This window comes from Microcystis ichthyoblabe FBCC-A1114 (assembly GCF_050500245.1).
In the GTDB taxonomy this organism is placed as follows: domain Bacteria; phylum Cyanobacteriota; class Cyanobacteriia; order Cyanobacteriales; family Microcystaceae; genus Microcystis; species Microcystis ichthyoblabe_A.
In genome coordinates this window covers 1,032,919-1,049,945 of record NZ_CP191408.1, presented here as the reverse complement: position 1 = coordinate 1,049,945, position 17,027 = coordinate 1,032,919, and the positions used below count along the sequence as shown (strand labels likewise).

At 45.1% G+C, this 17,027-nt stretch carries 14 protein-coding genes and 2 pseudogenes; 7 read left to right on the top strand and 9 right to left on the bottom strand.

Annotated elements, in window-relative coordinates; all coding sequences use genetic code 11:
- The first annotated feature begins 754 nt into the window (after window positions 1–754).
- The 6 genes and pseudogenes from kdpA (at window position 755) to kdpC (ending at window position 7,110) form a co-directional block, all read left to right on the top strand.
- Complete coding sequence (kdpA, locus tag ACQY1Y_RS05105; protein WP_430014103.1) at window positions 755–2,500, top strand: potassium-transporting ATPase subunit KdpA; 1,746 nt, start codon at window positions 755–757, stop codon at window positions 2,498–2,500.
- 15 nt (window positions 2,501–2,515) lie between these two features.
- Complete coding sequence (kdpB, locus tag ACQY1Y_RS05100; RefSeq protein WP_430014102.1) at window positions 2,516–4,675, top strand: potassium-transporting ATPase subunit KdpB; 2,160 nt, start codon at window positions 2,516–2,518, stop codon at window positions 4,673–4,675.
- Window positions 4,675–4,917: pseudogene (locus ACQY1Y_RS05095) on the top strand (HindVP family restriction endonuclease); the annotation flags it as partial. The gene kdpB and the pseudogene ACQY1Y_RS05095, both read left to right, overlap by 1 nt.
- Before the next feature lie 213 nt (window positions 4,918–5,130).
- Window positions 5,131–6,054 (top strand): annotated as a pseudogene (locus tag ACQY1Y_RS05090) (DNA cytosine methyltransferase).
- 190 nt (window positions 6,055–6,244) lie between these two features.
- The gene (locus ACQY1Y_RS05085) at window positions 6,245–6,451 is read left to right on the top strand and encodes a potassium-transporting ATPase subunit F (RefSeq protein WP_071590266.1); all 207 of its coding nucleotides are present in this window, start codon (window positions 6,245–6,247) and stop codon (window positions 6,449–6,451) included.
- A 2-nt stretch (window positions 6,452–6,453) separates the two neighbouring features.
- Window positions 6,454–7,110, top strand: a complete 657-nt coding sequence (kdpC, locus tag ACQY1Y_RS05080; protein WP_430014101.1) for a K(+)-transporting ATPase subunit C — start codon at window positions 6,454–6,456, stop codon at window positions 7,108–7,110.
- 139 nt (window positions 7,111–7,249) lie between these two features.
- Here the strand turns inward: kdpC and ACQY1Y_RS05075 are convergent, their stop codons facing one another.
- On the bottom strand, window positions 7,250–7,933 hold the full coding sequence (locus ACQY1Y_RS05075; protein ID WP_002734010.1) for a YdcF family protein: 684 nt from the start codon (window positions 7,931–7,933) through the stop codon (window positions 7,250–7,252).
- Window positions 7,934–7,937: 4 nt separating this feature from the next.
- Window positions 7,938–10,577, bottom strand: coding sequence for a DNA gyrase/topoisomerase IV subunit A (locus ACQY1Y_RS05070; RefSeq protein ID WP_430014100.1), 2,640 nt, complete (start codon window positions 10,575–10,577; stop codon window positions 7,938–7,940).
- 82 nt (window positions 10,578–10,659) lie between these two features.
- On the opposite strand from ACQY1Y_RS05070, the gene ACQY1Y_RS05065 reads away from it, so the two are divergent.
- The gene (locus ACQY1Y_RS05065; protein WP_002744345.1) at window positions 10,660–11,064 is read left to right on the top strand and encodes a response regulator; all 405 of its coding nucleotides are present in this window, start codon (window positions 10,660–10,662) and stop codon (window positions 11,062–11,064) included.
- 78 nt (window positions 11,065–11,142) lie between these two features.
- Here the strand turns inward: ACQY1Y_RS05065 and ACQY1Y_RS05060 are convergent, their stop codons facing one another.
- The 7 genes from ACQY1Y_RS05060 to ACQY1Y_RS05030 form a co-directional block, all read right to left on the bottom strand.
- Window positions 11,143–11,835: a M15 family metallopeptidase gene (locus tag ACQY1Y_RS05060; RefSeq protein WP_430014099.1), complete on the bottom strand. Its 693-nt coding sequence runs from the start codon at window positions 11,833–11,835 to the stop codon at window positions 11,143–11,145.
- 70 nt (window positions 11,836–11,905) lie between these two features.
- Window positions 11,906–13,558 (bottom strand): DNA phosphorothioation system sulfurtransferase DndC, encoded by a 1,653-nt coding sequence (dndC, locus tag ACQY1Y_RS05055; protein WP_016514285.1) that lies wholly within the window; start codon window positions 13,556–13,558, stop codon window positions 11,906–11,908.
- Between the two features lie 4 nt (window positions 13,559–13,562).
- Window positions 13,563–14,513 carry an HNH endonuclease gene (locus tag ACQY1Y_RS05050; RefSeq protein ID WP_016514284.1) on the bottom strand — a complete coding sequence of 317 codons (951 nt, stop codon included), beginning with the start codon at window positions 14,511–14,513 and terminating at the stop codon, window positions 13,563–13,565.
- Window positions 14,514–14,831: 318 nt separating this feature from the next.
- Window positions 14,832–15,128, bottom strand: coding sequence for a hypothetical protein (locus ACQY1Y_RS05045; RefSeq protein ID WP_430014098.1), 297 nt, complete (start codon window positions 15,126–15,128; stop codon window positions 14,832–14,834).
- Window positions 15,129–15,476: 348 nt separating this feature from the next.
- Window positions 15,477–15,884, bottom strand: a complete 408-nt coding sequence (locus ACQY1Y_RS05040; RefSeq protein WP_130757902.1) for a hypothetical protein — start codon at window positions 15,882–15,884, stop codon at window positions 15,477–15,479.
- A gap of 3 nt (window positions 15,885–15,887) precedes the next feature.
- Entirely contained in the window at window positions 15,888–16,286 is a 399-nt protein-coding gene (locus ACQY1Y_RS05035; protein ID WP_430014097.1) for a hypothetical protein, read from the bottom strand.
- A 118-nt stretch (window positions 16,287–16,404) separates the two neighbouring features.
- Window positions 16,405–17,019, bottom strand: coding sequence for a DUF1349 domain-containing protein (locus tag ACQY1Y_RS05030; protein WP_430014096.1), 615 nt, complete (start codon window positions 17,017–17,019; stop codon window positions 16,405–16,407).
- Window positions 17,020–17,027: the final 8 nt, after the last annotated feature.

Below are 17,027 nucleotides of genomic sequence, written 5' to 3'. Positions count from 1 at the left end.
ATAAAACCTAATTGGCGTAAAAGTTACACCAATTAAAATCCTACTTTTTTTGTTACTATCAGTTGCTGTTGGAAAAATCAGTTCGTTGGCTTATAGTTTATAATACCAGCTTTGTTTTTTGATTTTGCTTTGTTTGATAACGAATCAGATGACAATGGTGCGGAATCAATATTGGTTATGGCAAAACGCTCCTAAGAACCGCTATTTTTCAGCTTTTTTACGCGCTGAGAAAGAGGAGATATTGTCTCCAATTAGATTTGCGTAAAAGGGCTCTTCTAGAGTAGCTATGATATTTTAGCAGAAAATAGTCCACACAAGCTTTGCCAAGTAAGGCTCACCAGAATTAAAAAAAGCAATTTTAATAAAAAAGCTTTTTGCTTTGTTCGATCCTAGTCTATTTAAGGGTTTAGGCTCATTGAAACTACTAATTTGCCATAACCAGTCTAGGAGAACCCGTAAATTTTACGCAAATCTTTTTTTCTTTGTCCAAAGTCCAAAAATGTTAAGAATTGTGTGCGACTGCTCTGAAATCGCTATAATCATCCCAGCAGAGGCGATAGTAATCCCTCGATCATCCACTGGTTAACGATCGCTAATAATTAGACAAACTTGGTTTTCTCAAGCGGTTTCGAGACAGCGAACCCCTGAGTTTCCCGGTCGACCATGGACGGTGAGCTTGTCGAATCCGTCGATTGAGCCGCCACATTTCCACAAGCTCAATGACCACTAGCCTTTTTTCGGAGTCGATCGAACCATGTTGCAAGGATGGATTCAAATCGCGCTCACGATCCTGATAATCGTGGCAATCAGCCCCTTTTTCGGGCGCTATATGGCGAGGGTTTTCATGGAACGGAGAACCCTACTCGACCCACTGTGCGATCGAGTCGAGAGTCTTCTTTACAGCTTCGTCGGGGTGAAAGGGAAAGAGAATATGACCGGCTGGCAGTACCTCCGCGCCGTTCTCTACAGTAACGCGGTGATGGCAATTCTGGTTTTTTCCCTGATTGCGGGCCAAGAAGTCCTTCCCCTCAACCCGACGGCGATCCCCGCTCCCACTTGGGACACCACGCTACATACGACGATTTCCTTTATCACCAACACCAACCAACAGCATTATTCCGGAGAAACCACCCTCAGCTACGCGAGTCAGATCTGGGGACTCGGCTACCAGATGTTCACCTCGGCCGGAACCGGTCTAGCGGTGGGGATCGCCTTTATTCGGGGACTGACGGGGCGACCGTTGGGCAATTTCTACGTGGATCTGATCCGAGCGATCACCCGTATCCTCTTACCGATCTCGATCGTGGGGGCAATGGCCCTGATCATCGCCGGAGTTCCGGAAACCCTCGCCGGCCCGGCAATCTTGCCGACGCTAGAAAACCCCAACCTCAGTCAGGCGATCGCCCGCGGTCCAGTGGCCCACTTCGAGATTATTAAGGAATTGGGAGAAAACGGCGGGGGATTTTTCGCCAGCAACTCGGCCCACCCCTTTGAAAACCCGAACGGATTCGTCAATCTGGTGCAATTAGTCGCTATTCTCTCGATTCCCACCTCCCTGATCTATACCTACGGGGTTTTCGCCGATAATCTCAAGCAAGCTCGATTAATCTATCTAATTCCCCTCGGTATATTCATCGGCTTTACGATCATCACAGCGATCGGGGAATATAACGGCAACCAGGCGATTAACTCGCTGCTAGGGGTCGATCGAGCGGTTAACTTTGAGGGCAAAGAAGTACGCTTCGGTTGGGCGCAATCGGCCTTGTACGCAGTAACTACCACGGCCACCATGTGCGGTGCGGTGATCGCCATGCACGATTCCTTGATGCCGAACGGCGGCTTCGCCACCCTCTCGAATCTGTTCCTGCAAATCGTTTTCGGAGGCCAGGGAACTGGCACCGCCTACCTGTTTGCCTATCTGATCCTTGCGGTATTCGTCACCGGGCTAATGGTGGGAAGAACCCCGGAATTCCTCGGGCGCAAAATTGAGAAACGGGAAGTGGTGTTAGCGAGTTTTTTAATTCTGCTGGTTCACCCGATCGCCATCCTTATCCCCGGAGCGATCGCCCTTGCTATCCCTGATTTTCAAGGCATCAGTAACCCCGGCTTTCACGGATTATCTCAAGTTATCTACGAGTACGCTTCCGCCGCCGCCAATAACGGATCGGGCTTCGAGGGACTAGGAGATTCCCAGCCCGCACCACTTGCGATCGCGGCTGGGGCGAAACCGACGATGACCGCTCTCTGGTGGAATCTGAGCGCCTGCTTCAGTTTACTCGCCGGACGGTATATTCCGATCGCCGCCCTGCTCTTCTTAGCCGATGGGATGTCCCGCAAACAACCAGTTGCCGCCACCACCGGAACCCTCCACACCGATACCGGACTCTTTACCGGCGTGACGGCGGGGGTGATTTTAATTCTCGGTGCGCTCACTTTCTTGCCGATATTGGCCTTGGGTCCGATCGCGGAAGCCTTTCAAATCACCCGGATGATCGGCTAGGAGTTTGGATAATTTATGAGAACGAACAGAGGAAATTCTAAGTCCCCCCGCCCGTTGCGAGTGCCGAGAGGTCGCCGGGACGACCGCCGCCATACCCCCAAGGTAAACCGGACCGGTCTCTATCAAAGCGCGATCCGGCAGTCCTTCCTCAAACTCGACCCGCGCATCGCCGTGCGTAACCCTGTCCTATTCGTGGTCTGGTTGGGAACAATCGTCACGGCCCTGGTGACGATCGACCCGCATCTATTCGGCACGATCGCTGGGGAGAGGGGACAACAACGGCTACTTAACGGCATCATCACCCTGATCCTCTTCTTGACGGTGCTGTTTGCCAACTTCGCCGAGGCGATCGCAGAGGGACGGGGAAAAGCCCAGGCCGATGCCCTACGCTCCACCCGCAGCGACACGATCGCCAGAAAAATCCTGGCCGACGGCTCGATCGAGTCGGTCAGTTCCACGGCCTTGCATCGGGGTGATCGGGTAAAACTGCTGGCCGGGGACGTGATTCCCGCCGACGGGGAAGTGATCGAGGGAATCGGTTCGGTGGATGAATCGGCGATCACCGGAGAATCGGCCCCCGTCCTCAAACAACCCGGCACCGACATCGCCAGTTCCGTCACCAGTGGCACCAGGCTTCTCTCGGACGAGTTGACAGTGCGGATCACCCAAGATCCCGGCCGGGGTTTTATCGATCGCATGATCTCCCTCGTGGAAGGGGCCGAGCGCACGAAAACCCCCAACGAGATCGCCCTGACGGTACTTCTGGCCGTGTTAACCCAGGTCTTTTTAATTGTCGTGGCCACGATTCCGTCGATCGGGAACTATATCGCCGGTTTCCTGGAAACGAGCCTCAGTCCTGCGGTTGCGGATACCTTTCGGGCCGGTTCCAGTATCGCCATCTTGATCTCCCTCCTCGTCGCCCTCATTCCCACGACGATCGGCGGTTTATTGAGTGCGATCGGTATCGCCGGGATGGATCGTGTGGCTCAGTTTAACGTCATCGCCACCTCCGGGCGTGCGGTGGAAGCCTGCGGTGACGTAAATACCCTCCTTCTCGACAAAACGGGAACGATCACCCTCGGCAACCGGCTAGCTGACGAATTTATCCCCGTCAACGGTCATAACCTCGAGGAATTAGCCCGCGTCTGTCTAGCGGCCAGCCTTTTCGACGAAACCCCGGAAGGACGCTCGATCGTTGCTTTAGCCCGGAATTTGGGCGCAAACCTCGATATCGATGGCCAACCCGGCGAGGCAATCCCATTCTCCGCTCGTACCCGCATGAGCGGCACCGATAGGGACGGGGAGGAATACCGTAAGGGAGCCGTAGACGCGATTAAAGGTTTCGTCCGTTCTAGGGGTGGTTCCGTTCCCGAGACCCTCGATGAGGCACAGGAAAGGGTTTCCCGTTTGGGGGGGACTCCCCTCGCCGTCTGTCGGGGTAACGATATCTACGGGGTGATCTATCTCAAGGACATCGTGAAGCCGGGATTAAAAGAGCGTTTCGACCAATTACGGCGCATGGGTGTGAGAACGATCATGCTCACCGGCGACAACCAGATCACGGCCTCGGTGATTGCGGCGGAGGCGGGGGTGGATGATTTTATCGCCGAGGCCACCCCAGAAGATAAGATCGAGGTGATCCGTCGCGAGCAAGCCAAGGGCAAGTTAGTTGCTATGACGGGAGACGGTACCAACGACGCACCGGCACTGGCCCAGGCTAATGTCGGTGTGGCGATGAACTCCGGAACCCAAGCGGCGAAGGAGGCGGCCAATATGGTGGATCTCGACTCCGACCCGACCAAGCTGATCGATTTAGTGACCATCGGCAAACAGTTATTAATTACCCGCGGCGCCCTGACCACGTTTTCGGTAGCTAACGATATCGCTAAGTATTTCGCCATTATCCCGACGATTTTCGCCGCTGCCGGGATCGGTGCTTTAAATATCATGGGTTTGAAAAGCGCTCAATCGGCGATCGTCTCGGCCCTGATCTACAATGCCCTGATTATCCCCGTTTTGATTCCCCTGGCACTTAAAGGCGTTCAATTTCGCCCGCTCACCGCCGACCAACTATTGCGGCGCAATATCCTCATCTACGGCGTGGGAGGCATGATTGCGCCGTTTATTGCTATTAAGATTATTGATGAGATAATTTCAGCGATCGGGTTGAGGTAATGGGAAAATCGGCAATATTTAAGCCTAGTTTATTCGGATTGAAGCACTCGAATCGGGATTTTAGCCAAAAAGAAACATGGGGTAAAAATCAATTTAACTCCTCATTTCCAGCTTCTTTGTGCGCTTACTTGGATGGGAAAGGACTGAAAAATGTATATCTGAAACTCGATGAAAATTTAAAAATTCAACCGGCGGAGTTAAGTACACAAGAGTTATACGGTCTAGCTCCCGATTCCGATAATTTATTTGGCTCTACCGAATCTGTCATGCAAAACTATTAACAACTCATGCTTGTAAAGTTTGTACAGCAAGGCTTTGAGTTTTTGTTAGATTGATATTTATCAACTTTAGAGCATTGCTGGACAGAGAGGGAGCTTGGGGAATTTTCTACAGTGTAAGTTCGGAAGAACCATTTATTTTACGCTTTCGAGAGTCAATTTAGAGAAGGGAGCAAAATGATCACAATCGATTTATTCGCTGGTTGTGGTGGTTTATCTTTAGGTTTCCAGAAAGCGGGGTTTACTATTGTGGCCGCATTTGATAATTGGATACCTGCTATAGATGTCTATAGAAATAACTTTAGTCATCCGATATTTAATGTCGATTTATCTAGAGAATCTAGCCAAGAAATATTGGCTCAATATAATCCTGAGATTATTGTCGGCAGCCCTCCTTGTCAAGACTTTTCCAGTGCTGGGAAGAGAGACGAGGGTTTAGGACGAGCGAATCTAACGCTCACATTCGCCGAAATTGTAACTGGAGTAAGTCCGCAATGGTTTGTTATGGAAAATGTGGATAGAATTGAGAAAAGTAAAATACTCACTCAAGCAAAACAAATTTTTAAAAGCCATGGTTATGGTTTAACTGAAAAAGTTATTAATTCTTGTTAATGCGGAGTTCCTCAAACTAGAAAAAGATATTTTCTGATCGGTAAAATGAAGGAAGAAGATGATTTTTTAATCGATGAAATTAATGAAAATCTATCAAGTCAACCTCTGACTGTATTTGACTATATGGGCAAAGAATTAGATATAGAATACTATTATAGACATCCTAGAAGCTATCAAAGAAGGGCGATATTCAGTATTTATGAACCTAGCCCTACTATTCGAGGAGTAAATCGACCAGTTCCCAAAACCTATCGACAACATCCCGGTGATGCTTGTCATCTTAATGAAAAATTAAGACCGCTAACAACGAGCGAGCGAAGCTATATCCAAACTTTTCCTAAAGACTTTATTTTTGCTGGAACAAAATCTAATCTAGAACAAATGATTGGCAATGCTGTCCCTGTTAATCTGGCTAGATATGTAGGCCAATGTATTCTTAACTATGAATTGAAAAAGGGAAAAAGACAACCTATCGACAACTACAGCTAAGTAAGTGGTTATAATTAAATTGAAAATAGATTTTGTCTTTGATCCCCCCTTAATCCCCCCTTGATAAGGGGGGTGTTGATCCCCCCTTAATCCCCCCTTGATAAGGGGGGTGTCTGATAATTTTTAACGCCTACCTACTTATTTTCTTGATTTACTGGCAAAAACAAATCTCCAAAAAACTCTAATTCTTATGAAAGTATCCCTTAGAAAATACCGATTTTTTTGGTATATTTTCTTAAATTTCTGTCTAACAATTCTTTTCTCCTCCATCGTTCAAGCTTCTACGGGAAGCACTATCGATAGGGGGCAATCCTTCGCATTAACCCTTTTAGGATTAGTCGCTTTTGCTTTATTTATCTACCTATTCCTTGTCATCTTTATACCGGAGAGGTTTTAATCATGAGTTTTGCACGCGATGCCGGTAGAGCCATCCGTTCTACCCTAGTTCTCTGGGTGATCACTGCGCTGATCTATCCTTTCTCGATGATCGCCATCGGTCAAATTCTTTTTCCCTGGCAAGCGAACGGGAGTTTAATTACCAATAATCAAGGTCAAGTGGTGGGTTCGGCTCTAATTGGGCAACCTTTCACCAGCGATCGCTATTTTAATAGTCGTCCGAGCACCACCGACTACAGTACGGCCGATCCGAAAAACGATCCTAACAAGATCTTGCAAACCGGAATTTCGGGAGCGAGTAACCTAGCTCCCAGTAACCCTGTATTGATCGATCGCATTAAAGGAAAACCCGATCCTGATCCGGCGAAAGCTATAGAGGGGGAGATTCCCCGATTAGAGAAAGCGGGAATCAAACCCACCGCAGCTCTGGTATATACCTCCGGTTCCAGTCTCGATCCCCATATCACCCCGGAGGCCGCCAGAGCGCAGATCGAGCGGGTGGCGCAGGTGCGGGGATTACCGACGAATCAAGTGGAGATACTGATTATCAAAAACACCGACGAGCGCTTTCTCGGCATCTTCGGCGAACCGGGGGTTAACGTGCTGAAACTGAATCTGGCTCTAGATGCGATCGCAAATTCCCGCGCAAATTCCCGATAGGGTTTCTGATACTAAATCCTATTTAAAAGGTATAGGGAAGTGGCAAGTGGAAAGAGAGAGTTTGCCTTTAAAAACACCAACTTAGTGGATTTACAAACATGGGATGCAGCCGCTAAAAAACTAACTGGGAGAGGATGGTTTAGCTGATCTTACCTTGATATTCACATTGAAAACCTTGATCGCGCCAAGCTTCTAAATCAACGGAATTTAAGGGAATGACTTGCCAACAGGGGGGAGAGATTAATTGTCCGACAAAAGCCCAAATTATACTTCTAGTCACATCTAAACCAGTTTTTAGCTTTGATTCGTGATTACCAGGGATACCAATTTCTCGGACTGCATCAATTTCTACTGCTATACCGTGGGATTGCAAGTGAATTTCTGCTAACCATTTAGCGCGGGGTAAATGAGTAGGAGAAGTGACAACTTTTACTTTATGTACTCCCCATTGTTTTAAAATTGGCACGGCAAAGAAAAAATTGCCGAAGGTAGAATTAGCACACTTTTCTAACCAGACGTTAGTTTTTGGTGCTTTTGCCCGTTCAAATAGTAATAAAATACAGGGATCTTTCGAGCCTTGGGAAATTAAAATCGGTATATTGGGGTATTGCTTGGCCAGATTGGCCACATAAATTTCCCGACGAATGCTGCCCCCCAAAACTAAGATGGCATCAACGGGTTTTTGTTGATTAATTGGCCAGCGGATGGCTAAATTAATCGCTAAATTAAGTATAATAAACCCAAAAACTGCGACCAGAGTTAGTTTTAACCATTTTTGCCAATTTCGGTGTTTACGAGCAACATTTTTCGGTTTTTTCGCCATTGACTTAGAGATGGTGTAACAATTGTGCTTTGATAATTTTTTCTGTGGGGTTGAGTTTGACTAATTGTGAACCTGTCCCGTCTTTACCCGTGACTGCCACAGTTTCCACCTCTAAGGGTAGTTTTCGATTCTGATTGGTACTTAATAACACTATACTCCCCGCCCGCGCCGCTACCATGGCCGCTAAACTATCCTGTTTGTTGACGAATTGTAAAGCAGGTGAACCAAGATCGCCTAATTGTGATAGGCGTAAATTCTCGATCGCCAGTCTTTTTCCGTAACCTAATCCCGAAATCAGCAGCAGATTTTCCCGATGGGGGAGAGAAACACAGCCAGCTAGATGTTCCCCGTAGCGCAATCGCAAAATTGCTAAACCCTGGGCAGATTTACCCATAATTGGCAATAATTCCTCGCGCACGGGATAACGCAACACCCGACCGCTACTGGTGGCGATCGCTAAGTCTAGGCCTTCGTGAGTAAAAATAGCACCATATAGGCGATCATCTTCTTTCAATTTCATCAGGGACAAACCCCGACTACCAACCCCCTCTAATTCATTGATGGGAAGTCGCTTTATTCGCCCCTGTTGACTCAGTAAAAGCAATTCTTGATTTTTTTGAGGTTCTGTCAAGAAAAATTGATTTAACACGGCTTCTGACTCTTTTTGGGCGGTTTTGGTCAGCAGACTGGAGATTAACACCGGTTGATTGTCTTTTGGAGGAACTTCCCGGATAGCAATCGGGTAAGCTTTAGCATTATCGAGGATAACTAGGAAATTTTCCCGTTTTTCGATCGCCTGTTGATAGATAATTAAACCCCGGTCCGGCGCTCGCTCTTCCGGTGTCGTCCAACTAATTTTATCTTCGGCATCAAGCAATAAAATCGCATTTTCTGGGGGTTCTTGGGGCGTAAATAGGCTTAAACTCGGTGCATTCTCACTCTCAGGCTTTTTCTTAACTTTATTCTCCTGTTTTTTAACTTCTGCCTTCAAAGAGGGTGTGGGGTGTGGGGTGTGGGGTGTAGGTAAGGAAACCTCTTTCGTCTGTGGGGGTGAAAATTTTTTCATCGGGACTGTCTCCTGTTTTTTCACCACAGAATCCTGTTTCTTCCCTTCTGTCTCCTGTCTCCTGTCCCCCGACTTGCCGGTGCGAATTTTTGTCCGTCTGCTATCGGCGAATTTTTTCTTTAAAGAGCGCAATTCTTTTTTCAGAGACTTGAGAAACTCCTGACGGTTATGGAGGAGAGTTTCCAATTGTTGAATTTTTGTTTGTAATTCCGTCGCTTCCGTCTCTAACTTTTGTCTTTCCAAACCGGTTAAACGACGCAGAGGCATAGCTAAGATAGAATCAGCTTGAGGGTCACTAATGCCCAATTCTGCCTGAAAACGATACTTAGCCGTCGTCCCATCGGGAGCATTTTTGAGAATATCCACCACTCGATCGATATTCTGCAAAGCTAATAATAAACCCTCGACTAAGTGTAAGCGATCGCTGGCCTGTTGCAACTCATCGCCATACTGACGAGTGAGAGTCGTTTCTCGAAAGTGCAAGAATTCCTGTAAAACTTGTTTTAAAGACAACTGCCGGGGTTGATTATCGACCAAAGCCAGGATAATTGCCCCAAAATTATTCTGCAGCGCCGTTTGTTGGTATAAAGCGGCCAAAACCTGCTGCGGTTGACTTTCCCGCTTTAATTCAATCACCACCCGAATGCCTTCGCGATTGCTTTCATCGCGGATATCGGCAATTCCCTCCAATTTCCCTAAATTGACTAATTCGGCGATTTTTTCGATCCATGCAGCCTTATTCACCTGAAAAGGCAACTCAGTAACCACAATTGCCGTCCTTTCCCTTCGGCGCTTGCCCTCAATGATAATTGTTTCAGTTTTCGCCACTCCGCGCACGGGAATAATCCCCCTACCGGTGCGATAGGCCTCCCGAATGCCGGTATCATCTAAAATCTCGCCTCCCGTGGGAAAATCGGGACCGGGGATAATTTCTACTAACTTTTCCTCGCTTAAATCGGGATTATCGATCAAAGCGATTAAACCTTCCACCACTTCCCCTAAATTATGGGGAGGGATATTAGTCGCCATCCCTACTGCAATACCCGAACAACCATTAAGAATTAGTATCGGTAACTGAGCGGGTAAAACAACCGGTTCCTGTTGAGAATTATCAAAATTACTGCTAAAATTAACGATAGCATCGCTAATTCCCCCTAAAACCGCCTGATCACCGATGCCGGCCAAACGGGTTTCGGTATAACGCATGGCCGCCGGGGGGTCGTTATCGATCGAACCAAAGTTACCATGGCCCGATAAAAGTGGGTAACGACTGGAAAAATCCTGTACCATACGAACCAGTGCCTCGTACACTGACTGATCGCCGTGGGGATGATATTTACCCAAGACATCCCCCACCACCCGCGCACATTTGCGAAAAGGGCGATCGGGGGTTAAACCGAGTTCGTGCATAGCGTATAATATGCGACGATGGACTGGTTTTAATCCATCGCGTACATCCGGCAAGGCTCGCCCCACGATCACACTCATGGCATATTCTAGATAGGAGCGTTCCATCTCTTGGTGTAAGGCCGTGGGTATAATTTGACCAGTAGCTAAGAAATCCAGTTGTTTGGCCATGAGTCTCTCGTTTTTAATCTGTCTAGCTGTGAATCATAGGGCATTTTGCCCGTTTTAACCTTGTTTATCCCTGAGCTTCCCTATGACAACTGTTTTGATTGTAGAAGACGACCCGATAAATTTTCGCGTTTTTGCCAAAATTTTGACTAAACGAGGTGGTCTAGAGGTCAAAGGGACTGAAGACGTGGAAGAAGTGCTTCGTATTGCTCGGGACAAGAAAGCGGACGTGATCTTAATGGATGTCTCCCTCTCCCATAGTGTCTATGAAGGGAAAGCGGTAGATGGCATTAAAATCAGCCAAATTCTCAAAGCTAACCCCGAAACCGCCGATTTACCCGTTATTCTCGTCACTGCTCACGCTATGGAAGGCGATCGAGAGAATTTTCTCAAGCAGAGTCAGGCCGATGGTTATATTTCTAAACCAGTGGTTGATCACCAAGCTTTTGTTGAGCAAATCTTGGCGATCATCGATCAGAAGCCGGTCTAAGCTTTGAGTCTTCTTTTGTTAGTATATCAGTATTTATCTAGACCGGCTGCTTTCAGTTTACCCCTAACAGCTATCTCCCTAATCCTCCACTCTGCCATAGATAGCGTAGGCTCGATCGAGCGACCAGGCCCACATCTGATCCCCTAGGGAAAAATGCCACCATTCCCCCTTATGTCGGCTAAATCCCGCCTCCTTCATCACTTTAGCCAATAAAACTCGTTTTTGATGATAGCTCTGTTCTTGCGGGCTTTTTGCGGCGATATAATAATCGGGATGCGATCGCTCTCCGATCTCATCGATTTCTCCCCCCATGTCGATGGTTTGTCCCTTCTCATCCACTAGGGTAATATCGATCGCTGCTCCGGTACTATGGGGTGGCGGGGTGGCGGCATTATCACTGGGAACCGCCCAAATAGTATAAACTTCTGTTAAAATCGCTTGACTTTCTGCCTCCGATAGTTTCTCTCTGGCTAATCCTCTTGTGTCTAGGAGAGTCTGAAAACTATAATCGACCATAAATTGTTGCACTTCCACCGGTCGATAGGCATCAAAAATCAAAATTTGCCAACCGGGTTGATAGACTTGCAGACGGTTTTGAGCATCAATCAGGGGATTTAACACCCCTTGTCGCAAAAAATAGGGAGATTTACCGCGATAATTAGCTCCTAATTTCTCGTAAGCATGGGGAGAAGGGATAACAAACTTATCTGCGGGTATAGGTACTAGGGGTTCCCCACATTCACGAATAGGAATTTTTTGGTAGGGTTTCATCTCGTCATCGGGAAACAGTAATTTTATTGATGGTCAACTCGATCGCCAGTTTACGGGTAAAATAAACCCGTTATTCCTCCTCCTCATCGGTTGTAGGGAATTTCATACTGGCCCAAGTTAACTGTTTTTGTGGGTCTTTTTCCGGTTCACTAAAACTCTCCTTGAGTTGTTCTTTCACCTGAGCAATATTGCCACTTTGAGCGGCATTCTTTAGATCATAGACATAACGAGCATTTTCGATCGCTTCCTCTTTACTACGAGAACTAGACTCAAAGCATTTTTCTAGGTCTTTGTAAATACCCTTGCGAGAGATTTTTAGAAAATATTGACGTTCTGTATCGATAAGTTTAGCCAATAATTCTAGGTGCATGGAATCCTCGGCACAGATATCCGCGAGGATATCCCATTCTTCACTCCCCAAAAGATTATTATCCGCTCCCGGTCGCGGATCTTGAAAAGTTTCTCCAGTCACTTGTTTATAAATCTTCGGTAATTGGTCATCAAATTCGTGCTTTTCTTCCCTCCAAATCCGGCGAATTTCGCTGAGTTCCTCCGTGGTAATTAGGGTAATATCTTTCATATCCTCTGGCGCATTAGTACGCACGCTCTCCTGGGCCTCTAATACCCTTCTCAGCCAATATTCCCGCCATTTTTTAGTATAAGGGCCGGGTATCGGTTCGATCGATATTTCTCCATTTAAGTTTCTTTCAAATAATTGTACTTTCCCAAAGATACGGCGAAAATCCCGTTTTGGTCGGTCATCTTCTATATCTAATTCGTTGCGAAGGTCTAAAAGTGGTTGTAACCATTCTTTTTCTTGGTCATTCTGTATCATTGCCTCCATGGATTTATCTTTATTTACCAACGTACACACCCAACAACCAAAGCGCGAATCCCCACAGCTAGGAGTGGAGGTATCTACCACGAGGGGACATTCATTATCCGCAGTCGCTCCTCGATACATTGCTAATAATTCTTTGTTGTCTCCTCCCCAGGGATTTTCCCACTGCATCAAGTACATCCATACTTCATCAGTACGCCAATCTTCTAAAGGGCTATAAATAATTGCATTGGGAAGGCTACCACTATAGCGCAATGGTTTACTAATATTCTCCTTAAGATTAAGTTGTTCTTGAAAGCTATTAATTTCATATTTATTCATTGTTGAAGCACGTTTATTACTCTCAGCCTTTCTTGTACCGAGCATAAGAATAACTTCGCCATTTTCTCGAATTTGCTGACGAATAAAATGATTTGTTGGTGTTATCTTTAGTCTTTCAGTACACCAACGAAATCCATGACGAGGTGCAGGATAGCCTTTACCAATTAAACAAGTCCAAAAAGTATCTTTTATTTCTGGGCGTAATAAATAAGGTTCTACAGGCATCTGCTGCATTTTAGCTTCATTTTTCATTCTGGCTAAAGATTGTTTAACCCAAGTAGATACAAGAGGATTTTCAACTTGAGTATCTGTAGTCATTACATAAATTTTTTTATGACGCTCCTCGATGGAAAGTTTGCTGATTGCATTCCAAATTAACTGAACAACAGCACTACTATCTTTTCCTCCTGAGTAACCTATAACAAATGGAATACTGTTAGAAAGATATAAACTTTGAATTTCTTTTGTAATTATTTCAACGTCTATAACAAAGTCATCAACAGTTCTAGAAGGAAAAATATTTATCTGTGTTTGCTCGCCAAAAATAACATTATTTCTCATAAATTTAACCTTTAAATATATTATCTCTATGCCATTTTACGGATTCAAGATTAGGCAGATATTCGTGATTATCAGGCAGTATAAGATTCTCACCATGAAAATCTTTTATAGACTTTGCGTTCGGTGAAACTTCTTCAAAATCTTCTGTGATAATAATTTTGTATTGATTATCAATTGTGAATAATCCTTGATCAAATGCCCAATGATGATTTTTACACAGAGATAAACCATTGTTTATCTGGTTATTATAGAATTTAGCAAAAGGTTTGATATGTGCGCCATCGACAATACTTTGTGTCAAGGAGTGGTTTACTTTAAGACCACAAAAAGAGCATTGATAATTATATATATAAACGACTGCTTTACGAAAAAAAGCACTTCTTATTAAAGATTTTCGTAGGTAGAATTTTTTCTCCTGTTCTACATTATCGAATATTGATAATTCTTCCGTACTTACATCCTGCAAGTTAGTGTTAATAGTCAATATTTCACTAATTTCTTTTTGAGATGATAAAAACCATACTGATATTAAAGTGTCTATTAATTCTTGACGATAATTTTGGTCTTGAAGCAAATTATATAAATCCTCATCTAATGAGGCATATTCTACAGCTAATTTGAGTTTTTTCATTGACTTTGGCTGTAGCCCATTAAAATCTGGCTTTAATCTTAAATACCAGAATCCTTCGCTTTGTAAGTGAAAAAATGGATAATACAACCCCCCCTCGTATTGAGACGATAAAACATTCCAGTATCTATTAAATGTATTAATTAATTCATCCGAAACAAAAATTTTATTCTCCGTGATTAATCCCTGTGAAATTAGATCGATAACTGATAAAAGTAAAATTGGTTTATATTGAGCATTACCTCTTTTTTTACTAACATTAACATTCAAAGATGCGAATCTTTCACAATAATATTTTAAATTGCGTAGGGGAAGACTATCGACCATAGGGGGGGGAGATATGCGGATAAAAAAAGGAAACCATTACCAGCATACAGAAAAACATCCCACCGAGAGAGAAAAATATAGAAAGCCTAGAGAGATAGTGATAATAACATCGATCGAGCGCGGCTGACGAGCAATCACAAAAAGGTAGAATATATGTACTTAAAAGCGGGCTTGTGGGGGAGTAGTTAACCTAAATTAGGGCTGGCTGAATATCAGTGAAAGCCTTACCAGAAAAGGGTTTTGTTACTTTTTCAGCCAAAAAAGTGCCAGAAACAAACGTTGAGAAATCGATCGGAGGGACTCAAAACCCTGGCACTTTTATGAGCGAACGCCAGATAAAATTGAGAAACTAAGGGACGAAACTACCATTTTGCCAACTGTGTGGCTCCTAGATTCTCTCTGGGGAACTATACAGCAAACCCTAATTAAGTTTTCTTGATCGAGAAGAATATCACGATACTGGCCGGCAAGTTCTACATTGCCTGAGCGTAATGGATGCACCAAAACTTCCGTCAGCGTCAACGTAGAGGTAACAGCTAACTCTTTTGATAAGCGAAGTTGCTCGTCTGGGGTGAGATTCTCAACTTGCCGGCGAACATCTTGATAGGTAGTCATGCTCTTTACTCCCTGTTTCTTCCATTAATCATGTCATATTGCCCACAGATCACGGCTCCAAAAAGTAAGGTAAAATGCCCCCATATTTGTCTATATCCGATCGCACTCCCGTCCGTCGCTGTGCCTAGAGGTTTTTAAGTAGGTAGGCGTTAAAAGTTGTCAGACACCCCCCTTATCAAGGGGGGCAGGGGGGATCGAACCTAAAATCCATTTTTAATTTAATTATAACCAGCTACTTAGCTTATAATCATTGACTTGAATCAATGACCATGGTGTGTTCCCCAAAATCGATCGCTGCAGCGGTAGGACTCGCATCAGGGAACGAATCTTACTAAATCGGCGATCATACTATTCCCAAGTTAGAGTTATACCTTCTAGGTTACATACTCTCTGAATAGTTTCTAGTTTACTCTCAGTCAATTTCCCAAATAGGTGAACTCTCATTTTATGCTTGGGATAATACTGTCCATAACTCTTGATTTGCCCGATCGCTGATTTCCAGCCTTTTGTATTTTTAACTTCAATTATTTCCGTATTAGTTAAGACATCTATTCTACCTACCTTATCAATGTAAACCTCGGTTTTTCCTCCTAATTCTCTAGCCAGTTTGTCCCGATACCAAGCCTCTGTCCCCTTTACAGGAGTATTTATCTCCGGCTCAATAACTATGCCATTAACCTGATTAATAAAGTCCCGAATTGCTCCTCTTACTAATTTTTGAGCAGCATTGGGGGAATGTCTTTTCCGTTTAGCCATTACTTACTCAGTGAATAATTTAGAGATCCCATACCCAGCCAAACCAATTACTGCTCCTACTGCCGCTACGGGAGCCATCGTCACTGCAACTGCCGTCCCTCCTACTGCTAATCCCATACCCCCAACCAATGCTGATATGCCGGCTCCAGCACCCGCACCAATTGCCGCTGCTCCAATTGCCGTTGCGTCTTGTTCTTCTATTGCTTTTTTGGTTCCGTAAACTGCTGTGCCGACCACTGCTCCTGCTGCTGCTACTGGAGCCATACCGACTCCTAGAGCAGTTCCTCCTACAGCAAGTCCCATACCGCCAACTACTGCCGATGCACTAGCTCCAATCGCTGTACCCACTCCCACTGAAATCATTGCTTCTTGAAATTCTTCTGGCTTATTTTTGTCCGTCATTATTTTTTGCCTCATTAGCTTTGGGTAATTATGAAACTCTAGCATAAGACAGACAAGCCGTGAACCATAACAAGCCAGGCGTTAAGGCGCATAAGTGCCAGTCAGGTGCATACAGTTATTAGCTGGCTTCTGGTATTACCAGCCACTGATTGTCTGAGATTTCCAAGGTTTTGAAACAACAGCGAAACGCTTTGCCTATCGGGCTGCAGGCATACACTCCGATTTGGCAATCGTCGGCTATCTTGTGTAAGTGTGTGATCCGCATTTGCAGCCAAGCCTGCCCATCATAAGAATTCTCTAGCAGAAAATCGCTCCCCCGTTTACTGATGCGATACCACATTTCGCGGTATCGTGAAGAAATGTCTTGCGTTGCCCAATCAGAATATCCCAAATTGGTCACCACAGAACCAAGCCGACTAGCTTGTTCGCTTTCATATTCCGTGGAAACTTTTATCCAATTCTGACTGTTAATCCGCACCATTAGGCCACATTGATCATATTTTTCCCGAGGCTGAAATTCTACTTGGGTCATTAGGGAAAAATCGCCAACTTGTCGCATCAATAAGCAATGCCCATCGTCTCTTTGAAAACCATAGTGTGTGTTTTGCCAAAAATCAGTTTTTTCATCTGTAGAAATTTCCAAGCCATTACCCAAACGATAATGCGTCGGCTCGTTGAGCCAGTAAAAATCATCTGACAATGCTGGCTGTAAAAAGTTTTCACTAAGTCGCATAATATCGC